Genomic DNA, 16,986 nt, shown 5'->3' with positions numbered 1-16,986 from the left:
GAATCAGCCCTTATATCTATGATGAAAATTGACTATATATTTTCTCCTCAAGGTTTTTTGAGAACCGAAATTGAGAAAGCCATAAACGAGTCTTACGCGAAAATACCTCCAGCGGAAAAAGTCGAAAATTCCCAAAAGTTTTTCGAAAACATGAAAAACCTCTCTTTTGAAAAGTTTTCTGACTCTATTTACAAGACAGAATTTCTCATCTCTGTGCGCAGACACGCTTCTTTGCCGGTTGTCAAACAGCAACTGCAGAATTATTACAACAACGCTGAAAAAGATATCGCGTCTTCAGGCCATTTGAGCGCTGTTGTGTTTCTGCTCTTCGATATTTACAATCTATACTACAGGTATCTCGTTCCAAGGAATATAGAAGAAAATTTAAATGAAGGTTTAAAAAACTCTTCGGGCAAAGATTGGCAAAAAGCTGCCAATGAACTTTTCAAAGCAATGACAAAAGTGATGACTTCCAAATAACATACGGGAGGAAAAATGGCGGATTTGAATTCAATTTTTAAGTTGGTTTTTAAAATAAAGACTTCCAAAGGGAGCGGTTCGGGGTTTTTTTCAAAAAAACAAAATTTGATCATAACAAATTATCACGTGGTCGATGGAGAAAGAGAAGTCGCGGTTGAAGATTCAGACAAAAGAGCTTTTAAAGCCGAAGTCATTCTTGTTTCTCCGAAATTTGACCTGGCTTTTTTAAAACCTACTAAGGAAATTGATGGACCCGACATTGATTTCTCCAAAGCGGATGAAGTTAAAAATATGGATAAAGTACTTGTCCTTGGGTATCCTTTCGGTTACCCGTTCACGGTAACGGAAGGAATTGTCTCAAACGTCAAACAGCTTATAAACGGTCAGTATTATATTCAAACTGACGCCGCGATAAATCCAGGCAACAGCGGAGGACCGATGATTATGCCTGGAGGAAAAATTGTCGGTATAACAACCTGTAAGTTTAAAGAAGCTGAAAACATGGGATTTTCTCTTCCGTCTGACATCATAGAAAAAGAACTGGAAATATTCCAGACGAAAGCTCCAGGTCAATATTCCGTAAAATGCCCGTCCTGCGGCTTTCTTCTTCAACATGAAGACGAGTATTGCGAAAATTGCGGCGCAAAAATCGATTCGAAAAAACTTTTCGGCAAAACACCCCTCAGCGAGCTCTCTGTTTTTGTCGAAAATGCAATAGAAAAAATGGGAATCGATCCAATCCTGGCAAGAAACGGATATGAATTCTGGGAATTTCATCGGGGAAGCGCACTTCTAAGGATTTTCGTGTACAAAACAAATTACTTGATTGTCACCTGCCCGCTTGTCAAGCTACCCCAGGAGAATCTCACTGAATTTTACAGATACACTCTCAGCGAACCCGAGTTGCCTTTCTATTTAGGTGTTGACAAAGGAATTTTATACATCTCCTACAGAATCCACCTCAGCGATATAAATTCAAGTTTTTCCGGACAAATATTAAACGACATGCTGGAAATTTCAAAAAGAGCCGACAAACTCGACAATTTTTTGATTGAAAAATTCGGCTGTGCTCCTTCTGATGAATCAGATATAAATGAAATTTAGATGGTAGTCTTTTTTGAATCTCTGATGTTGTTATGCTTCGGTTCCGCTTGGCCTTTTTCCATCTGGAAATCATACCGCTCCAGAAAGACCGAAGGTAAGAGCGTTTTTTTTCTATGGATAATTTTACTCGGCTACTTAAGCGGTATAGCACATAAAGTTTTTAACAGTTTCGACAAGGTTATCCTATTGTATGTTTTGAATGCTCTTATGGTGATCGCAGATATATTGCTTTATTACAGAAACAAATCATTTAAAAAAGCGACGCGATGATAAATCGCGTCGCTGTATAAGTCCCGTGAGGTATAAGTTCTCAATCCCCTAGAGTCGCAACCATAACTGCCTTTATCGTGTGCATTCTGTTTTCCGCTTCGTCGAACACTACCGAACATGATGATTCAAAGACGTCTTCAGTGACTTCAAGACCGTCGAGTTTATACTCTTTAAAGATTTTTTCTCCGACCGATGTCTCCTTGTTGTGAAATGAAGGAAGACAGTGTAAAAACTTGACGTTTTTGTTGTCGGTTTTTTTTATCAATTTTTCGTTGACTTGATAAGGAAGCATTTTTTTTATCCTGTCGCTCCAAAAATCTTCCGGTTCCCCCATAGAAAGCCATACATCGGTATATAGAAAATCGACTCCTTTTACAGCCTCTTCGGGATCCTCTGACACGGTAATCTTACTTCCGCTAATTTCAGCTAATTTTAGGCAATCATTGAGAAGTTTTTCTTCCGGATGCCTGTCTTTTGGTCCAGCTAGCCTGAAATCCAATCCCATTTTAGCCGACCCGACTAATAATGAATTTGAGACATTGTTTCTCGTATCTCCAAGAAAACAAAGAGATGTCTTGCAGAGCGGTTTTTCAACGTGCTCAATCATGGTCATAAAATCTGCGAGTATCTGGGTTGGATGAAATTCGTCGGTCAGCCCGTTCCAGACGGGAACACCGGAAAATTCCGCCAGAGCCTCAACAATTTCCTGTCCGAAGCCTCTGTACTCAATACCGTCATACATTCTTCCGAGAACCCTTGCCGTATCTTTAATGGTCTCTTTTTTCCCCATATGAGAACCTTCAGGGCCAAGATATGTCACATTAGCCCCTTGGTCAAAAGCGGCACTCTCAAAAGCGCATCTCGTCCTAGTCGAAGCTTTTTCAAAAATGAGAGCAATTTTTTTCCCCTTCAACCTTTGCTGTTCACAACCAGCAATTTTGGCTTTTTTCAGATAAAAAGACAGGTCGAGAAGGTATTTAATCTCGCTTTGGGAGAAATCGAGAAGTTTAAGAAAATTTCTGTTTCTTAAGTTAAAAGACATATAAGCTCCTTTTCTGTTTGTGCAAAATTTTCAGGAAATTTCCATCGATCTTATCAGAATTTGGCAAAATTTTCAAATTTTTTTCTTCTGGAATTTACCCTTCTTATGCCGGCATGTATTCTTTCGTTAAAAACCATAAAAGATGCCTTTTCAAAAAAAAATTATTCTGATAATATATCTTCAAATTTACGAGATATCTAAGGCGGTAGCGGTAGAAAACATGGACGAAAAAACAGAATACAGAGAAATTTTAATTTTCACAGAAACGTTGAAAATCCCATCAAAGCTTATCAAATCTATCGAATCGTCAAAAATATCAGTCTCTTTGTCCAGTAAAAGATCCCATTTAAAAGATCTATCGGTGAAAAAAAAGCCTGCTCTGGTGATTTTCTCCGCCTATAAAAACGACGGTAAAAACGTTTCAATCTTAAAAGATTTCATCTCTAATCCGTCGTGCCGATCCATACCGATTATTTTTTTACTGACGAAAGAAAACAATCCAGACTCTATAATCCCAATTTTGAGACAAATGGACGATTTCATCGTATCTCCTTTTAAAAAAGAAGAACTTGTCAACAGAATAAAAAAAAGCCTTTCTGTTAAAGCCATCAAGAATAAAACCATTGGATCGAATCAGAAAAAGTTCGAAAACGATTACAGAAGATTGATACATTTCAACCCCGTTGCGATAGCCATACATTCAGAAGGAATAATCAAATACGCAAATATAAAAGCTTCTGAAGTAATAGGTTCTAAAACTCCAGATGACTTAATCGGTATGCGCGTATTCGATTTTGTTCACCCCAATTTTAAAAACATAGTCGCGGAAAGAACAAAACTTGCTCAGCAAGAAAACAAGCATTCAGGACCGCTGGAAGAAAAGTTCCTGACTCTCGACGGCAGAGAGATAGACGTGGAAGTGACCTCTTTTCCAATACTTTATAAAAACAAAATTTCAAGTTTGGTGATGGTGAAGGATATTACAAGTTTAAAAAGAGCTGAAAGAGAATTAAAAGAATCTGAAAACAAATTCAAGAGGCTATTTGAGTATCTTCCTGACGCAGTTATCCTGTCAAAAGCAAAAGGTAAAAACGCAGGATCAGTGATTGATATCAACAAATCCGCCCAAAATCAGACGGGTTTTACCCGAGAAGAATTGTTGAAGAAAAATGCCTTATCAGATCCCTGCATAAGAGTCGTGGACAATAGCTCTCTTTCCGGTTTCCAGAAGACAATATCAGAGGGAGAACCTTTTTTATTCACCGAAAGAAAAACCAAAAAAGACGGAACTGATTACTGGCTGGAATCTTTATCGACTATTATAGACCGCGACAATGACTCAATCTTGATTTCAGTCTGCAGGGACATCACAAAACAAAAAGAAGCTGAAGAAAACGCCATGATGCTTTCGCATTCGATCCAAAAAAGCCCAACCTTGATTTTGATTGCCGACAAAAGAGGCTTCATAGAATACGTCAATCCAAAATTTACAGAAGTTACAGGCTATGACTTAGAAGAGGTACGAGGACAAAAATTAGACTTTCTGAAAACCTGTGATTCAGACGCGAATGAGTATTTGAAGCTCTGGGAGACAATTCTCTCTGGTGAAACATGGATCGGTGAACTGAAAAACAAGAAAAAAAACGGTGAAATTTATTGGGGATCAATAACAATCGCCCCAATTAAAAATGAACAAAATGAAATAATCAGATTTTTCTGTCTGAAAGAAGACATCACCGCCATACGCCAACTGAATCAGCAGTTAGCACAGATACATAAATTGGATTCAATCGGCAAACTAGCTGGTGAAATGGCACATGATTTCAAGAATATGGTATCAATTATTTCAAATTTAGCGGAAATCATCGATATGAAAGTATCCGAAGGGGAATCCTTCGAAAGAGAACTGTTTTACATAAAAGACTCCTGTAAAAAAGCATCAGACCTGACGAACAGGCTGTTGACTTTCAGCAGGAAACAAGATTTCAACCCAATCATGCTTGATTTGAACGAAGCGGTAGTAAATTTTCAAAAAATGACAAAAAACTTGATCGGAGACGACATAGATTTCAAGCTCGAGCTCTCTACTGATATTGGGCCAATAAAGGCAGACCCTCTGCATTTAGAGCAACTTTTGTTTAACCTGACTATGAACGCGAAAGATGCCGTTTCACAAAAGCAACTCAAGCAAGGTCATCGATACATAACCATAGAGACTAAAAATGTCAACCTCGACGAGAATTACTTAAAAAAACATTTGGGCCTAAACCCCGGCAATTACATCAGAATATCTGTAAGCGATAACGGAATGGGTATGTCGGAGGAATTCACTCAAAGAATTTTTGAACCATTTTTCACGACGAAGGAAAAAGGTAAGGGTTCAGGTCTCGGTCTTTCGATAGTTTACGGCATCGTAAAACAAAATCACGGCGCAATAAACATATACAGCGAAATAAATGTCGGAACCACCGTCAAGGTATACTGGCCGGTACCGTCGCCTTCCGGTTGTCAAAAGTAAAGAATTCCCTTCAATTTCTCTCTATAACAGACTAATTTGCCGCGAAAGGTCTCCAGACAAGACATGACAAATCGACAAAAATATCGCCCTTTTTGGGGAATATTTTTTCCTTTTCAAACTCAATTTTCGAAACGTCAAATTTTTCCTGAAGAGAAGAAACCTCCTTCTCAAGGGCTTCTTTTAAATCCTTTTTCTCTTCTGCTATTTTTTCGTAATTCTGCCGGGCTCTTTGCTCTTCTTTATTTTTTTTATTCACTCTTGAAATGCTTCTTACTGATGTGGCAGCTCTGCCTAAATTGGAGACGCTTAGTCTTCTGCCTCCTATCAATGCTCCGATAATTGTCGAGCCGAATGAAATTGCGGACTGTGACTTCTGGTCGGCGGCTTCGTCTTTTTTCTTTTCAAGGGAGTTAAAAGCTCTCGCCTCTTTTTCTTCAAGTTTGTCGAACTTTGCGGCGTACTTTGTTCTTAGTTCATCGACTTCTTCATCTCTTTTTTCACGCATTTGTTGAGAAATTCTTGTTCTGAATTCCTTCTCGCCTTCGCCGGGTTTTGAAACTTCCTTTAAAAAAGGATATTTCAATACTTCTTCGGAAACATTTCTGTATATCCAGTCTTTTATAATTTTTGAAGCTTTATCGAAATATTTGGCGTTTAAAGCTTCTTCCGGTATTTCTATGAAAGAGGCGTCCTCCCTGCAGGGCTTGTCCGTCAAGTTTTGAATTTGAAAATCCAAATGTTTTGTGTTGTCGAGATCAGGTCTGCCAAGCAATTTTGAAAAAGGCGAAAATAAACTACATTTCTTTTCGTGAACATCTTTACCGATCTTGTAAAATATCCGCGCTGAAGTCATAATATACGGTTTGTAGACAATGCCTCTTTGTTGATTTAAATCGCAAGGAATAAAATATTCATTGATATCCTGAGGAACGGTAATTCTCGATGAAAATGCCGATGACTGATCTGAAATTTCTGGATCAGGATCTGGAAAAACATCCTTTTCGCCCTCTCTGTCTTCCGGCGTCAGCTTCTTTATCATCTCTTTCGTCATGGGCCCTCTGAGATAGGAAAGAGCCCACCGGGTCATCAAAATTTCTATTTTATCCCCATGAATGTTTTTAACAAGAAAAATTCTTTTGCCGATAGAGGAAATAATATCGGAAATTTCTCTTTCGGACATACTCATAGAGAGCGATTTAAGACCATCGATAAGTTTTTCTTTGTCTCGTGCCGTCTGAAGTCTTCCTATAAACCAGGTTCCGATATTCGAGAGCCCTTTATAATCCAAATCCACTGGGTTTTGAGAGGCTAAAACGACGCCGAGCCCGAAAGCTCTCGCTTGTTTGAGAAGCGACAAAAGAGGGGGCTTTGAGGGTGGCATAGCTCCGGGAGGGAAATAGCCGAAAATCTCATCCATGTAAAAAATTGCTCTCAGACTCGAAGTGCCTTCCTGTGATCTTGTCCATTCAAGAAGATTCGTCAAAAATAAAGATACAAAAAACATTCTCTCCGAGTCGTTTAAATGAGATATGGAAAAAATACTGACACGCGGTTTTCCATTTTTATCCCTTAAAAATCCGTCAATATCAAGAGGGGCTCCAGCTGTCCAGGAATTGAACGAAGGAGAAGCGATAATATTGTTGAATTTAACCGAAAGGTCAAACCTATCTTTTGCCGGGAAAAAAGTTTCCAAATCCATTATTCCAACTTTGTTCATCGGCGGTTTTTGAATCGATTGAATCAACAATTCAAGGTTGAGATCTTTCTTGTCACTCCAGAAATGCTCGAAAATATTCACCAAAAGGATATGCTCTCTGCTGTTCAGAGGATCTCCCTGAACTCCGACAAGCTTGAGTAAACTGGTGACCGTGGAATTAACCTTTTCATTCAAGTATTCCCTGTCTGAAGCAATTCTCATATTCGGAGCTTTCAGAGATCTGAGGAAAGAAACAGGCAAACCGGCGTTGCTGCCTGGAGTGTATATTCTGAAATCGGAGGATTGTTTCAAAAGATTTATCCTATCAAGGCTCTGCCCCCATTCCATAATTCCATTTTTCCAGATGTTCGCCTGTTTTTCGGCGAACTGATGTTCGGTCATATTCTCTTTTCTCGCATCGTCCAGGTTGATCCACGGCAAAAAATCTTCGGTTTTTAGTTCGGGAAAAGTCAGAAGTATGTTTGCTATATCTCCCTTTGGGTCAATAATCAGGGACGGAATACCGTCAATAACGGCTTCTTCAAGTAGGGTCACGCAGAGTCCTGTTTTTCCGCTTCCAGTCATACCAAGACAGACTGCGTGAGTCAACAGGTCGCGGGAATCATACAAAAAATAGTCGTTTGTCAGTTTTTTGTTTTGAAAATCATACTTTTTTCCAATATAGAAAAAACCGAGTTTTTCAAAATCCTGCAAAATCCACCTCTTTATGATTTTGTAGAATATATTATACTCTCTTGAAATAAATTTAAAGCATAATGTAGATAGCTGCTTGTTTTCCGAATTGATAACTCGTGTGCTGCTCCAAATCCATCAAGCGTAAATTTTGTCCCGGATTTCATAATCATCAGAATTTTCCATCTCAGCGTTGAATGATGAAAAGCTGTAGCCCCGAAAATTTATCCAAAATATCTTTAAACTTTTAAGAACAATTGACAATTTTTTCTCTGAAGTCCAATTTATATTTTTTGCAGAAAATATGCTCTGTTTTGTTTGTATCTCCTTCTCCAAGAATAGTTATCCATTTTCCTCGTATTTCTTAAAGCGTAGTATTATACTTTTAAACCGCCCGTGTTTTATAACTGGTTCCGTAAACGGACCTCTTGGCTTTATAATGATTTTCTTAGGGCACAATTGCTGTTGTATAACAAAGGTCAAAGGAGGAAATATGCGGTATGTTTATATTGTATTGATTACTGTATTTATCTGCTTGGTGGTCATTTTCGCCGTTCAGAACAGACAGACGGTCACGCTTTGCTTTCTCTCATGGAAGATGACCCTTCCACTGGCACTGCAGGTTTTAATAGTCTACATACTCGGTATGATAACCGGAGGCAGTGTTTTCGCTTTTTTAAAACAGACTTTAAAAGGCGTCAAGAAAGAGCAGAAACCACCGGAGAATTGACATATTCTTTCAGCAATTTCAGCGTGTTTTCAACTCCTTCTCTGTGCGTCCTTTCGTAACCGTGGGAGGCGGAAACTCCCGGTCCAATCAAGCCGTGCCTGACGTCGAAGCCCGCGTAAAGAGCCGCTTCAGCATCAGAGCCGTAAAAAGGATAAATATCCACGGCGTAATTAAGTTTTTCCTTTTTCGCTAACTCTATGAGTTTGTTGGTGACATTGAAGTCGTAAGGTCCTCCAGAATCTTTTGCGCATATTGAAACTTTGTATTCGTCAGTCTCAAGATCGTCACCGACAGCCCCCATGTCGACCGAAACTATTTCTTCGGCGTCTTCAGGCAAACCTGAAGACGCTCCGTGTCCTACTTCCTCAAATGTCGTAAAAAGAAGGTAAACTTTTCTTGCCGGTGTTATTTTCTCTTCCTTCAGCAATTTGGCTAACGCGATCAATATCCCCGCGCTCGCTTTGTCGTCGAGGTGTCTGCTCTTGATAAAGCCGCTTTGGGTCAAAACTGTCTTGGGGTCAAAAGACACGAAATCCCCCGGACTGATGCCGAGTGAGATCAAGTCTTTCTTGTCTCTGACCTTTTCATCAACAACAATTTCCACGTTTTCATCATCCCTTTTCTCTTCTGCGGCTTTCTTGTTTACATGGACAGAAGGCTTTAAAAGCTGAAAAGTTCCAGAAAAAGTGCGCCCTTCTCGAGTATGGATAGTGCAGTTCTCTCCCTCGATGAAATTTTCCGGAAATCCTCCGATCTTTGTAAACCTCAACCTTCCATTCGGCTTAAGTGACCTCACCATAGCGCCTAGCGTGTCTAAGTGAGCGGCGAGGACCAGCGTATGACCTTCACCCCCTAAAAGGGAAAGGATTGACCTCTTGTTGGAATATGTGGTCTGAAAACCGAAAGACGTGAGTTCATTGAAAACTTGATTTTCTATTTCTCTCGTAAAACCCGAAGGGCTGGGTATTTTACAGAGACGCAAAATTTCTTCCACGGCAAAATCGACGTATTTCAGCAAAGTTCCTCCTCAAAAACAGTATGTATTTGCAGATCTATTTCACGACTATAAATTTGTCTCCTGTAATTTGTCCGCATGCTGTTACTTTGTAAAAATAGGTGCCCGAAGGCATTAATTCGCCCTTTTCGTCTCTTCCGTTCCATTCAACCGAATATCTTCCTGGGTTCTGCTCTCCGCTGTAAAGTCGGATAACTTGTCTTCCCGTGATATCGAAAACCGACACCTCAACTATAGAGGAAACCCCCAGAGAATAAGAGATCAGGATCTCTCCTTGAGTCGGATTCGGATAAGCCCTGAACAGCTCGAAATCTTTCAAAGGTGAAGGTTCTACCGGCTCTTCGACTCCGGTGAGACCTGAAGATAGATGCAATGAAACATCGTCGAAATAGTAGCCTTCGGCGTTCTGTGAAGGGTTGGAGAAAAACAGCCAGCTCAGTTTTACTTCTCCTTCATAGTCAAGAATAAAATCCTGCCTTTGCCATGTCTGCTGACTGCCCGTATAAATTGAGTCGTAAGGTGCGTATGCCCATTTTCCCGTGTATCCTTGAACCGGGTTTATAAGGTCCCAGGTTGATCCTCCGTCAGTTGAAATCATCACCTGCACTTTATCCTTGTTGTCGTACAGCTCGTATTTATGCCAGAAGGTCAGTTGACTGCCTCTTGCTATATCGACAGCTGGTGAAATAACCCTGGAATTAGCTATTGAATTGGAATAAGTCCAATTGTTTTCAACTCCGCAATACATTGAATGAGTAGGGCTGTTAGATGTATGTTCAGTGGTGTGCCAGGAAGAAGGGCCTGAAAATATCCAGTCCCCAGGGGTTCCTTCAAAATCCTCCTCAAAAGCTTGCCCCACATAAAGGACGAAGGTGTCGCAAAAAACATCGAGACTTTCGGTTTTGATCTCAAAGACGAGATCTATGTATGTCGGTTCAGGGCAAGATGGGGATATGGCGATTGCAAATTGTCTGTAGAGTTCAGCTGAGGAATCGGGATGTAAGCACGCTACCGTCTCAGAAGAATCAAAAACCGAAATGTTTGTGTTGGTGGTTCTCATTTTGACCGTGGAATTAAAAGCGTTAGCGCTTCCAGTGTTCTTAACAACAGGAGTCAGAAGCAAAGTGTCACCGGGTGAAGCTGTCTGGGGGCCTTTTAAAACAACAAAATCAATTTGAGGAGAATTTACTGTCAAATCAAAAGAACTCAACCAAGTGCTGTCGTCTTGATCGAAGCAGGTCAGATCCACGTGAAAAGTGGTGCCGTCGGGAATGTTGTTTGAAACAGAAAAGGCAGCGGAGCCGGCAGAAGTGACGGTGTCTGAAGGATCAATATTCCCGAATACAAGCGTATCTTGATTAAATGCTATTCCGGTTTCAGAACAGGACAAAACCCCCCTGACCGCGTTTGCCGTCTGCGTTCCAAAATTCGCTACATCAATTTTCGCCGAATAATGACACCCGGTATTGAACTGTCCGTTTTGATAACCGCCGATAACTGTGTCTATTCCCGTAAAAGCGACAAAAGAAGATGAGCTTGAAGCCGGTATAGTATCCAGGAAAGCCCTGTAGTCATGTGAGGTCACCGTCAGCACGACACTTGTCGTGGAGATAAAATTTGTACTTACAACTGCATTTCCCGAGGGGTCGGTAACAGCATAAAATTTTATTGAAGGTTCGTCTCTGTCTGAAAGGCAACAAACAGCGCCTTCCACAGGATCCCTCGAATTTGAGACGTTGACCGAATACTGATTCGATCCAAGGCTGACCACCGGATCATAAGTGGGATAGAGCGACTGAGGTTCAGATGAATACACAGGAGTTTCAGGGTCAGCGAATAAATTGAGCTCCGTGACGCACCAATGTTCACCTTGGCTTAAACCTGGAACCATTACATCTTTACTCAAACCGTGGGCGGCACCAATATTCCACACTTCGTTGGTGAAAACCACCTCAGCCAACCAAATACACAGCCATTCAGAAGGTCCGAAAGACGGAGGTGCCCCCCAGCCATACCTCGCGTTGAACTGGACAGCGATGGCTCCTCCGTTTGGAGCGTTGAATAATTTCTCCCCGACGCATTCATAGTTGTCAAACCAGCCGGGCTGGCATGCTATGGAATGAACCACCCCTAGTTTCATTCCGTTTGTCAGAGCCGAAGCCGAAGAACCGTCTATAATGGATCCGCCCGGATTGTACCAGTATATACCGTCGGGGTTGCCGTGACCGCAGATTTGACTCCACGCGCATCCGTCGCTGAATGAATCTGTGAATCCTTGAGGAAAGGAAAGAGTGTCTGTTTGGTACATTTTGACATGCTGCCAATGAACGGGAAGGAAGTTGTCGGCTATATAATTGCAGACCCTGTCCCCGTAGTAGTTGACACTTGGCCAGAGACCCGCCCCCGCCATCAATGATTTTTCAAGATAGCCTGAAGGCGGATTCTGTTCGTACCCAATGACTTTGGATATCCATCTCTGCACTTCCTGAGAATTGTTCACTGGGAACCTACCGACATAGACATCGCTATACCAGTCGCATCCGTCTATGTTGTATTCTCCATATACATGATTGCCGTTTCCGTCCCAGTTCGAAGAATAAGGGACGACATCAGAAAAATACAGGTCGGAAGGCGTGTTGTCGGTCGTCGAACCGTTTCTTATTGGTATTACCCTCGAGCCTAAATTATCATGATCACCGGCTAAAACAAGGTATATGAGACCATGGTTCTGGTGCATATCCTTGACAAAATTCCTGATCTTCTCCATGTCGTCATAGCCGCTGTAATTGACGTAAATTGATTCAACAGGGACTACAACGGATGAATACCCTTTTCTAGATTTCCACTCTATCAGTTCTTCAAATTCCTGAGAAATTGAATAAGGCGCCACTATAACGTATTCGTGCGAGGAATCCCTGAGATCCTTTATCATGGGGCTGAAAACAAAAACATCACCGGGATTTTCGACTATTCCCTCGATCTGCCGTGAAAACTCCGTTGACTGCTTTTCAGTCAGATACACAATATCTCCAAGACCATCATCGAAATCTACTTTTAATCTGCAACGCTCGAGATAATACAATTCGCCTGTCGCTGGATTATACCGGAATGGGTTCAGTTCGAGAGCGCAAATTGAAAAACCGGACTTGTTGCCCGTTGTAAAATTTTCCAGAATATTTTCAGGGTAATAAGCGTTTTCCGAGTAGATTTCAGGATCCTCAGGGTGAAATACAAAATTCTCATCGAGACGGACGTACCCCTGGCTTGGAAATATCCTGTAGTTTCCTAAATAAATCCACTCCGCGTCTTCAACTACAACATCTCTGACCACGGAACGCGATGGTATTGAATAGTTAATTTTCAAAGAAGGTAGAAAAGGGCTGCCTTTCTCAGAAGATGCCATTCCGTCTTCCATTTGAATTAAAGATCTCTCTCCGATTGAAATCAAATTGAAATCCGATCTGTCTATCGAAAAATCGAAAACAAGTTGTCCAGCCGTCAGTGAATAAAAAGCGAGAATGGCAAACAAGGATGTTGTGAAAATTTTCTTCAAAACTGTCTCCTTTTATAGGTTCATCTGATCAAAATTAGTTTGTCTCCGGCGCTGAAAGATCCGGCTGTCATTCTGTAGAAATAGGTCCCGCTCCCCACAAACGTCCCATTGTCATCTCTTCCGTCCCATTCGGTGCGGTAGTTCCCCGGACGAAGAACGGCTTCGACCAGAGTTCTGACGGTTCTGCCCGAAACATCGTAAACAATTATGCTCGTGTTCACTTCTTCACCAATACTGAAAGAAATCATGGCACGATTTTTCATAGGGTTGGGAAATACTCTTTTCAACCCGAAAATGAATTCTCCTGCTCCTCCGGTCAATTCTTCTTCCTCATCAACTCCCACAAAACCCGAGCCAAGTGTCAAGCTGACATCGTCGAAGTAGTATCCTTCAGCGGACAGAGTCGGGTTAGAAAAGAAAAGCCAGGCAAACTTCAAAGTCCCGTTGCCGTGAAATCTGACATGCTGTTCTTCCCAGACCGTTTGCGAACCGGTGTAAATAGAATCGTATGGGGTGTAACCCCATGCTCCCGTGTAACCTTCTTCTGGATTTATAAGATTCCAGCTCGTACCTCCGTCAATACTGTATTGAAGCTGAACTTTGTCGTAATTGTTCGCCATATCGTAGTAGTGCCAAAATGAAAGGACGCTGTTGTTGGTGTAGTCAAGATCAGGGCTTATTACCCTCGCATTAGCCACCGAATTTGAGTAGACCCAGGTGTTTTCGTTTCCGCAATACATGGATTTTTGTCCACCATGGTATCTGTGTTCGGTTACATGCCATGAAGAAGGACCTGTGTATGTCCAGTTTGTTCCTCCGGTCTCAAAATCTTCCACGAAAGAAACTCCGACACCGAACCGGAATGTATCCGAGAAAGTCATGCCTCCCCCAGACGTGGACACAAAGATCATATCCGTAAAATGACCTTGGGGGCAGCTCGGGTCAATAATTACCCTAAAAGCGCTGTCAAACACAGCTTCTTGTTGACTGCTCAGGCTGTCGAGGGATTCAGTTGAATCCATGACGGTTATGTATGGGTCGGCTATTCTGCACTTGAATTCTATGCCGTGGGCTGTTCCAGATCCTAAATTTTGAAGGGCAGCCGAAAATTTAAAATCATCCCCTGGATTTAAACTTACCGGTCCTGAGATATCAGAGACTTCAAGTCTGGGAGAATTCACCAACAAACTTATCTGACTCGTCCAGGCGGAATCCTGCGAGTCTCTGCAAATTATATCGAAATTGACTGTCGTGCTGTCTTGTACCCCGTTTGAAATTTGCAATCCGAGGGTTTCATTTGTGTTGGTCGTGTCCATTGAATTTATAGTTCCGTACGATACAGTATCCATGGCGATACTGACATTCGGGTCTGAAGAAGAAAGGTGTCCGAAGACGTTTTGGGCGTTCGCCCCACCCCAGTTTGCCACCTGAACCGTCAGAGAATATGCCTGGCCAGGATTTATCTGACCGTCACCGTGTCCTCCGGATGTGTCGCTTATGTGCGAATAGACTATATAAGGAAGTGAAGCAGGCACAACAGGAAGGTGTCCGACGTTTCTGTAATAATTCTGCTTAATAACCGCTACCTTAACTGTATCCCCGGCATTTTGAGGTTCAATATCGTAATATTGCCACGATCCGTCGCCTTCACCCCTTCCTATTACTTCTCCTCCCTGCGAGAAGGCTACAATACTGCTTTCCGGAGCCCATACACGGAAAGAATCGACACCTTCCAAAATTGCTTCAGGGTATATTGCAGAAAGATGCTGGGGTTCCTCGGAAAATAGCCTCATGTATGGGTCACCAAAATGATGCATCAAATGATAGGTAACCGGTTTTGAAGTCGAACCGCACCAAGAGGAAGAAAAGAGATAATATTTGGCAGACATTGTAGCCCAACCCGGTCTTACGTCCGCCTGACCTCCCACTCCATGATTAGGGTCAAACCACGGCCACATATAATCATAAATTCCCCATGCGTAGACGTCGTTTACAAAAGAATAAGAGACTTCACTCGCGGCGTTGACACCGACAGCGCCCCTGTCGGTTATTCTGTGAAACCTCTCGGCAAAAACTTGCCCGGAACTGTTATATTTTCCTGTGAGGCAGTTTGTGGACATTACATAGGGATATTTTGTGTCGTAATTTTGAAGCTGATTGATACTGCCGACAGAAAAATCAGGTTGTCCCCAGCCACTCTCGCTTCCATGGTCTCTATGCTGCAGCATGAAAGCGCCGCTGTTTAATCCGACGATGACATCCTGAGCTGTTCCGTTCCAAGTGATGGTGCTGGGAACTGTCAGATCGATATAACCCAAAGCGTTGAAATAATTGACGACAGTCTGCGTGTTCGCCGCTGAAGACCATTGCATACCTGGAGCCGGGTTCGGGGATTGATATATTGCGTAAACTCTTAAAGGGTCTTTACCAAGAGAGTTAGCCCAGAAACCTCTGATCACTTCCGCGCAGAGTTGAAACCATCTCTCGTATTGCCACCCGCAAGCTGATATTGGGTTTTTGTAGAATTGCATTTCTGTATTCGGATTTCTTTCGAGGTTTAAATCTTTCGTTATCATATCCCTGAGGTGATCTTCGTTCTGAGCGCATATCCTGCCAATCGCGAGGTCCGGAAGATTATCTCCGTCAATATCGGCGTAAATGTTGTCAGAAGCACAATATCCGTTGTAGATAGGAGCTACTACACCGTATCCGTCCCCGCTGTTGGGATAATCAGACAGGATCAAAACTGCTTCGGGAGCAATAGTCCAGTTATAAAAAGCATCGTTTATGAAACTTTCAATTATCGTCGAAGTGCTTCCCCCTATTTCGGTCAAAGTGAAAACTTCGGTTATTATTCCTTCTTCAACTCTGAAGTCTTTAATGCTTTCAGCCCATGAAATAAAAATTGAATCGTCGGGTACAATAATCAAAAATTCAGCGTTGTCTCTTGAATCTCCAAGAGCTTCTTCAATCCTCTTCGAATAATCGATTTTCGGAAGTGAATTGTAATTAGCTACAATTGACTTCAAGACTCTGTCCCAATTTCGTGTCCGTAGTCTTTCTTCACCAATCCTGCCCGAACCGCCTACAAACGATATGGAAAAATCTATATTTTCATATACGGTCAACTTTCTCAGAACCGGATTCCAACTAAAAGGTATTACAGTGACGGTTATGAGGTCTACGCCTCTAATCTTCCACCTTTGCGATACAAAAACATTTTGATCAGGGTACGGCATGTTTCCTTCATAGATCGACTGGTCGGGGACATAAGAAATTGGAGAATTGTCGTTGTCAGCCGGTATTATGAAAGATGGAACCGGCAAAACATCTTCCACGGTTCTGGTAATTTCATTATTGACGTTTAAAACTATTTCCGCTCCGCTCGGAACTGCAAAAACCTCTGAATAAGTAGGGAAATAAGGTTTACCTGGTTCGTTTGGGAGCACAATTCCGGATGCTATTATTTCCTGAAATATTTTTCCTCCGGTTTCAAAATCCCTTATTTCATAAAATCCGAGAGAGAAGCTCAATTCAAGCCCGTTGTTCCCTTCAGAGTTTACTTCCATTTTCATGACTTCACTTGTGCCAAAAGCTGCAATAGGGTTCATTACAGGGACTGTAAGAAGCATTAAAAAGAGTACTTTGAAAGTTCTATCCATGTTTTCCCTCCCGTGATTTTTATTTATATTTTCCTTAAATATACAATTAAAAAAAACATACCCCTCTTTTCAACAAGGCGAGAAATTCTTTATTTTTTGGAGGTCACTCCATCCTGGGGGAGATTACTCCCCCAGGATTAAATTATTTTACCTTACAACAACTATCTTGTTGGCGTCGGTGAAAGAACCGGCGACTATCCTGTAGAAATATGTGCCGGAAGAT

9 protein-coding genes are annotated in these 16,986 nt (G+C 41.7%); 4 read left to right on the top strand and 5 right to left on the bottom strand.

Annotated features, from left to right (window positions below; all coding sequences use genetic code 11):
• Positions 1–480 (top strand): hypothetical protein (locus JXA84_09885; GenBank protein MBN1151512.1); only part of this gene is annotated, 480 nt, incomplete at its 5' end.
• Between the two features lie 15 nt (positions 481–495).
• Positions 496–1,584 carry a trypsin-like peptidase domain-containing protein gene (locus tag JXA84_09880; protein MBN1151511.1) on the top strand — a complete coding sequence of 363 codons (1,089 nt, stop codon included), beginning with the start codon at positions 496–498 and terminating at the stop codon, positions 1,582–1,584.
• Between the two features lie 310 nt (positions 1,585–1,894).
• On the opposite strand, the gene argF is transcribed toward JXA84_09880, so the two are convergent.
• Complete coding sequence (gene argF / locus JXA84_09875) at positions 1,895–2,896, bottom strand: ornithine carbamoyltransferase (protein ID MBN1151510.1); 1,002 nt, start codon at positions 2,894–2,896, stop codon at positions 1,895–1,897.
• 142 nt (positions 2,897–3,038) lie between these two features.
• On the opposite strand from argF, the gene JXA84_09870 reads away from it, so the two are divergent.
• Positions 3,039–5,414: a PAS domain S-box protein gene (locus JXA84_09870; protein MBN1151509.1), complete on the top strand. Its 2,376-nt coding sequence runs from the start codon at positions 3,039–3,041 to the stop codon at positions 5,412–5,414.
• A gap of 31 nt (positions 5,415–5,445) precedes the next feature.
• Here JXA84_09870 and JXA84_09865 read toward each other — a convergent pair whose 3' ends face one another.
• Positions 5,446–7,824, bottom strand: a complete 2,379-nt coding sequence (locus JXA84_09865; GenBank protein ID MBN1151508.1) for a DUF87 domain-containing protein — start codon at positions 7,822–7,824, stop codon at positions 5,446–5,448.
• Between the two features lie 472 nt (positions 7,825–8,296).
• Between JXA84_09865 and JXA84_09860 the strand changes: the two genes are divergently transcribed.
• Entirely contained in the window at positions 8,297–8,533 is a 237-nt protein-coding gene (locus tag JXA84_09860) for a DUF1049 domain-containing protein (GenBank protein ID MBN1151507.1), read from the top strand.
• Here the strand turns inward: JXA84_09860 and JXA84_09855 are convergent.
• The 3 genes from JXA84_09855 to JXA84_09845 are packed head-to-tail and all read right to left on the bottom strand — an operon-like array spanning position 8,502 to position 16,763.
• Complete coding sequence (locus JXA84_09855; GenBank protein MBN1151506.1) at positions 8,502–9,548, bottom strand: M42 family metallopeptidase; 1,047 nt, start codon at positions 9,546–9,548, stop codon at positions 8,502–8,504. The genes JXA84_09860 and JXA84_09855 overlap by 32 nt on opposite strands.
• A 37-nt stretch (positions 9,549–9,585) precedes the next feature.
• On the bottom strand, positions 9,586–13,101 hold the full coding sequence (locus JXA84_09850) for a T9SS type A sorting domain-containing protein (protein MBN1151505.1): 3,516 nt from the start codon (positions 13,099–13,101) through the stop codon (positions 9,586–9,588).
• A 20-nt stretch (positions 13,102–13,121) separates the two neighbouring features.
• Positions 13,122–16,763 carry a T9SS type A sorting domain-containing protein gene (locus JXA84_09845; GenBank protein MBN1151504.1) on the bottom strand — a complete coding sequence of 1,214 codons (3,642 nt, stop codon included), beginning with the start codon at positions 16,761–16,763 and terminating at the stop codon, positions 13,122–13,124.
• Positions 16,764–16,986 lie beyond the last annotated feature (223 nt).

It is taken from the genome of candidate division WOR-3 bacterium (assembly GCA_016926475.1).
In the GTDB taxonomy this organism is placed as follows: domain Bacteria; phylum SDB-A; class SDB-A; order SDB-A; family SDB-A; genus JAFGIG01.
The sequence above is the reverse complement of the archived record's forward strand: the minus strand, read 5'-3'. Positions and strand labels throughout refer to the sequence as shown.

What these genes read in the sequence shown, in the direction of transcription:
- JXA84_09880 (MBN1151511.1), top strand. Translation starts at nt 496, where the DNA reads ATGGCGGATTTGAATTCAATTTTTAAGTTGGTTTTTAAAATAAAGACT.
- JXA84_09870 (MBN1151509.1), top strand. Translation starts at nt 3,039, where the DNA reads ATGCCTTTTCAAAAAAAAATTATTCTGATAATATATCTTCAAATTTAC.
- JXA84_09845 (MBN1151504.1), bottom strand. Translation starts at nt 16,763, where the DNA reads ATGGATAGAACTTTCAAAGTACTCTTTTTAATGCTTCTTACAGTCCCT.
- JXA84_09860 (MBN1151507.1), top strand. Translation starts at nt 8,297, where the DNA reads ATGCGGTATGTTTATATTGTATTGATTACTGTATTTATCTGCTTGGTG.
- argF (MBN1151510.1), bottom strand. Translation starts at nt 2,896, where the DNA reads ATGTCTTTTAACTTAAGAAACAGAAATTTTCTTAAACTTCTCGATTTC.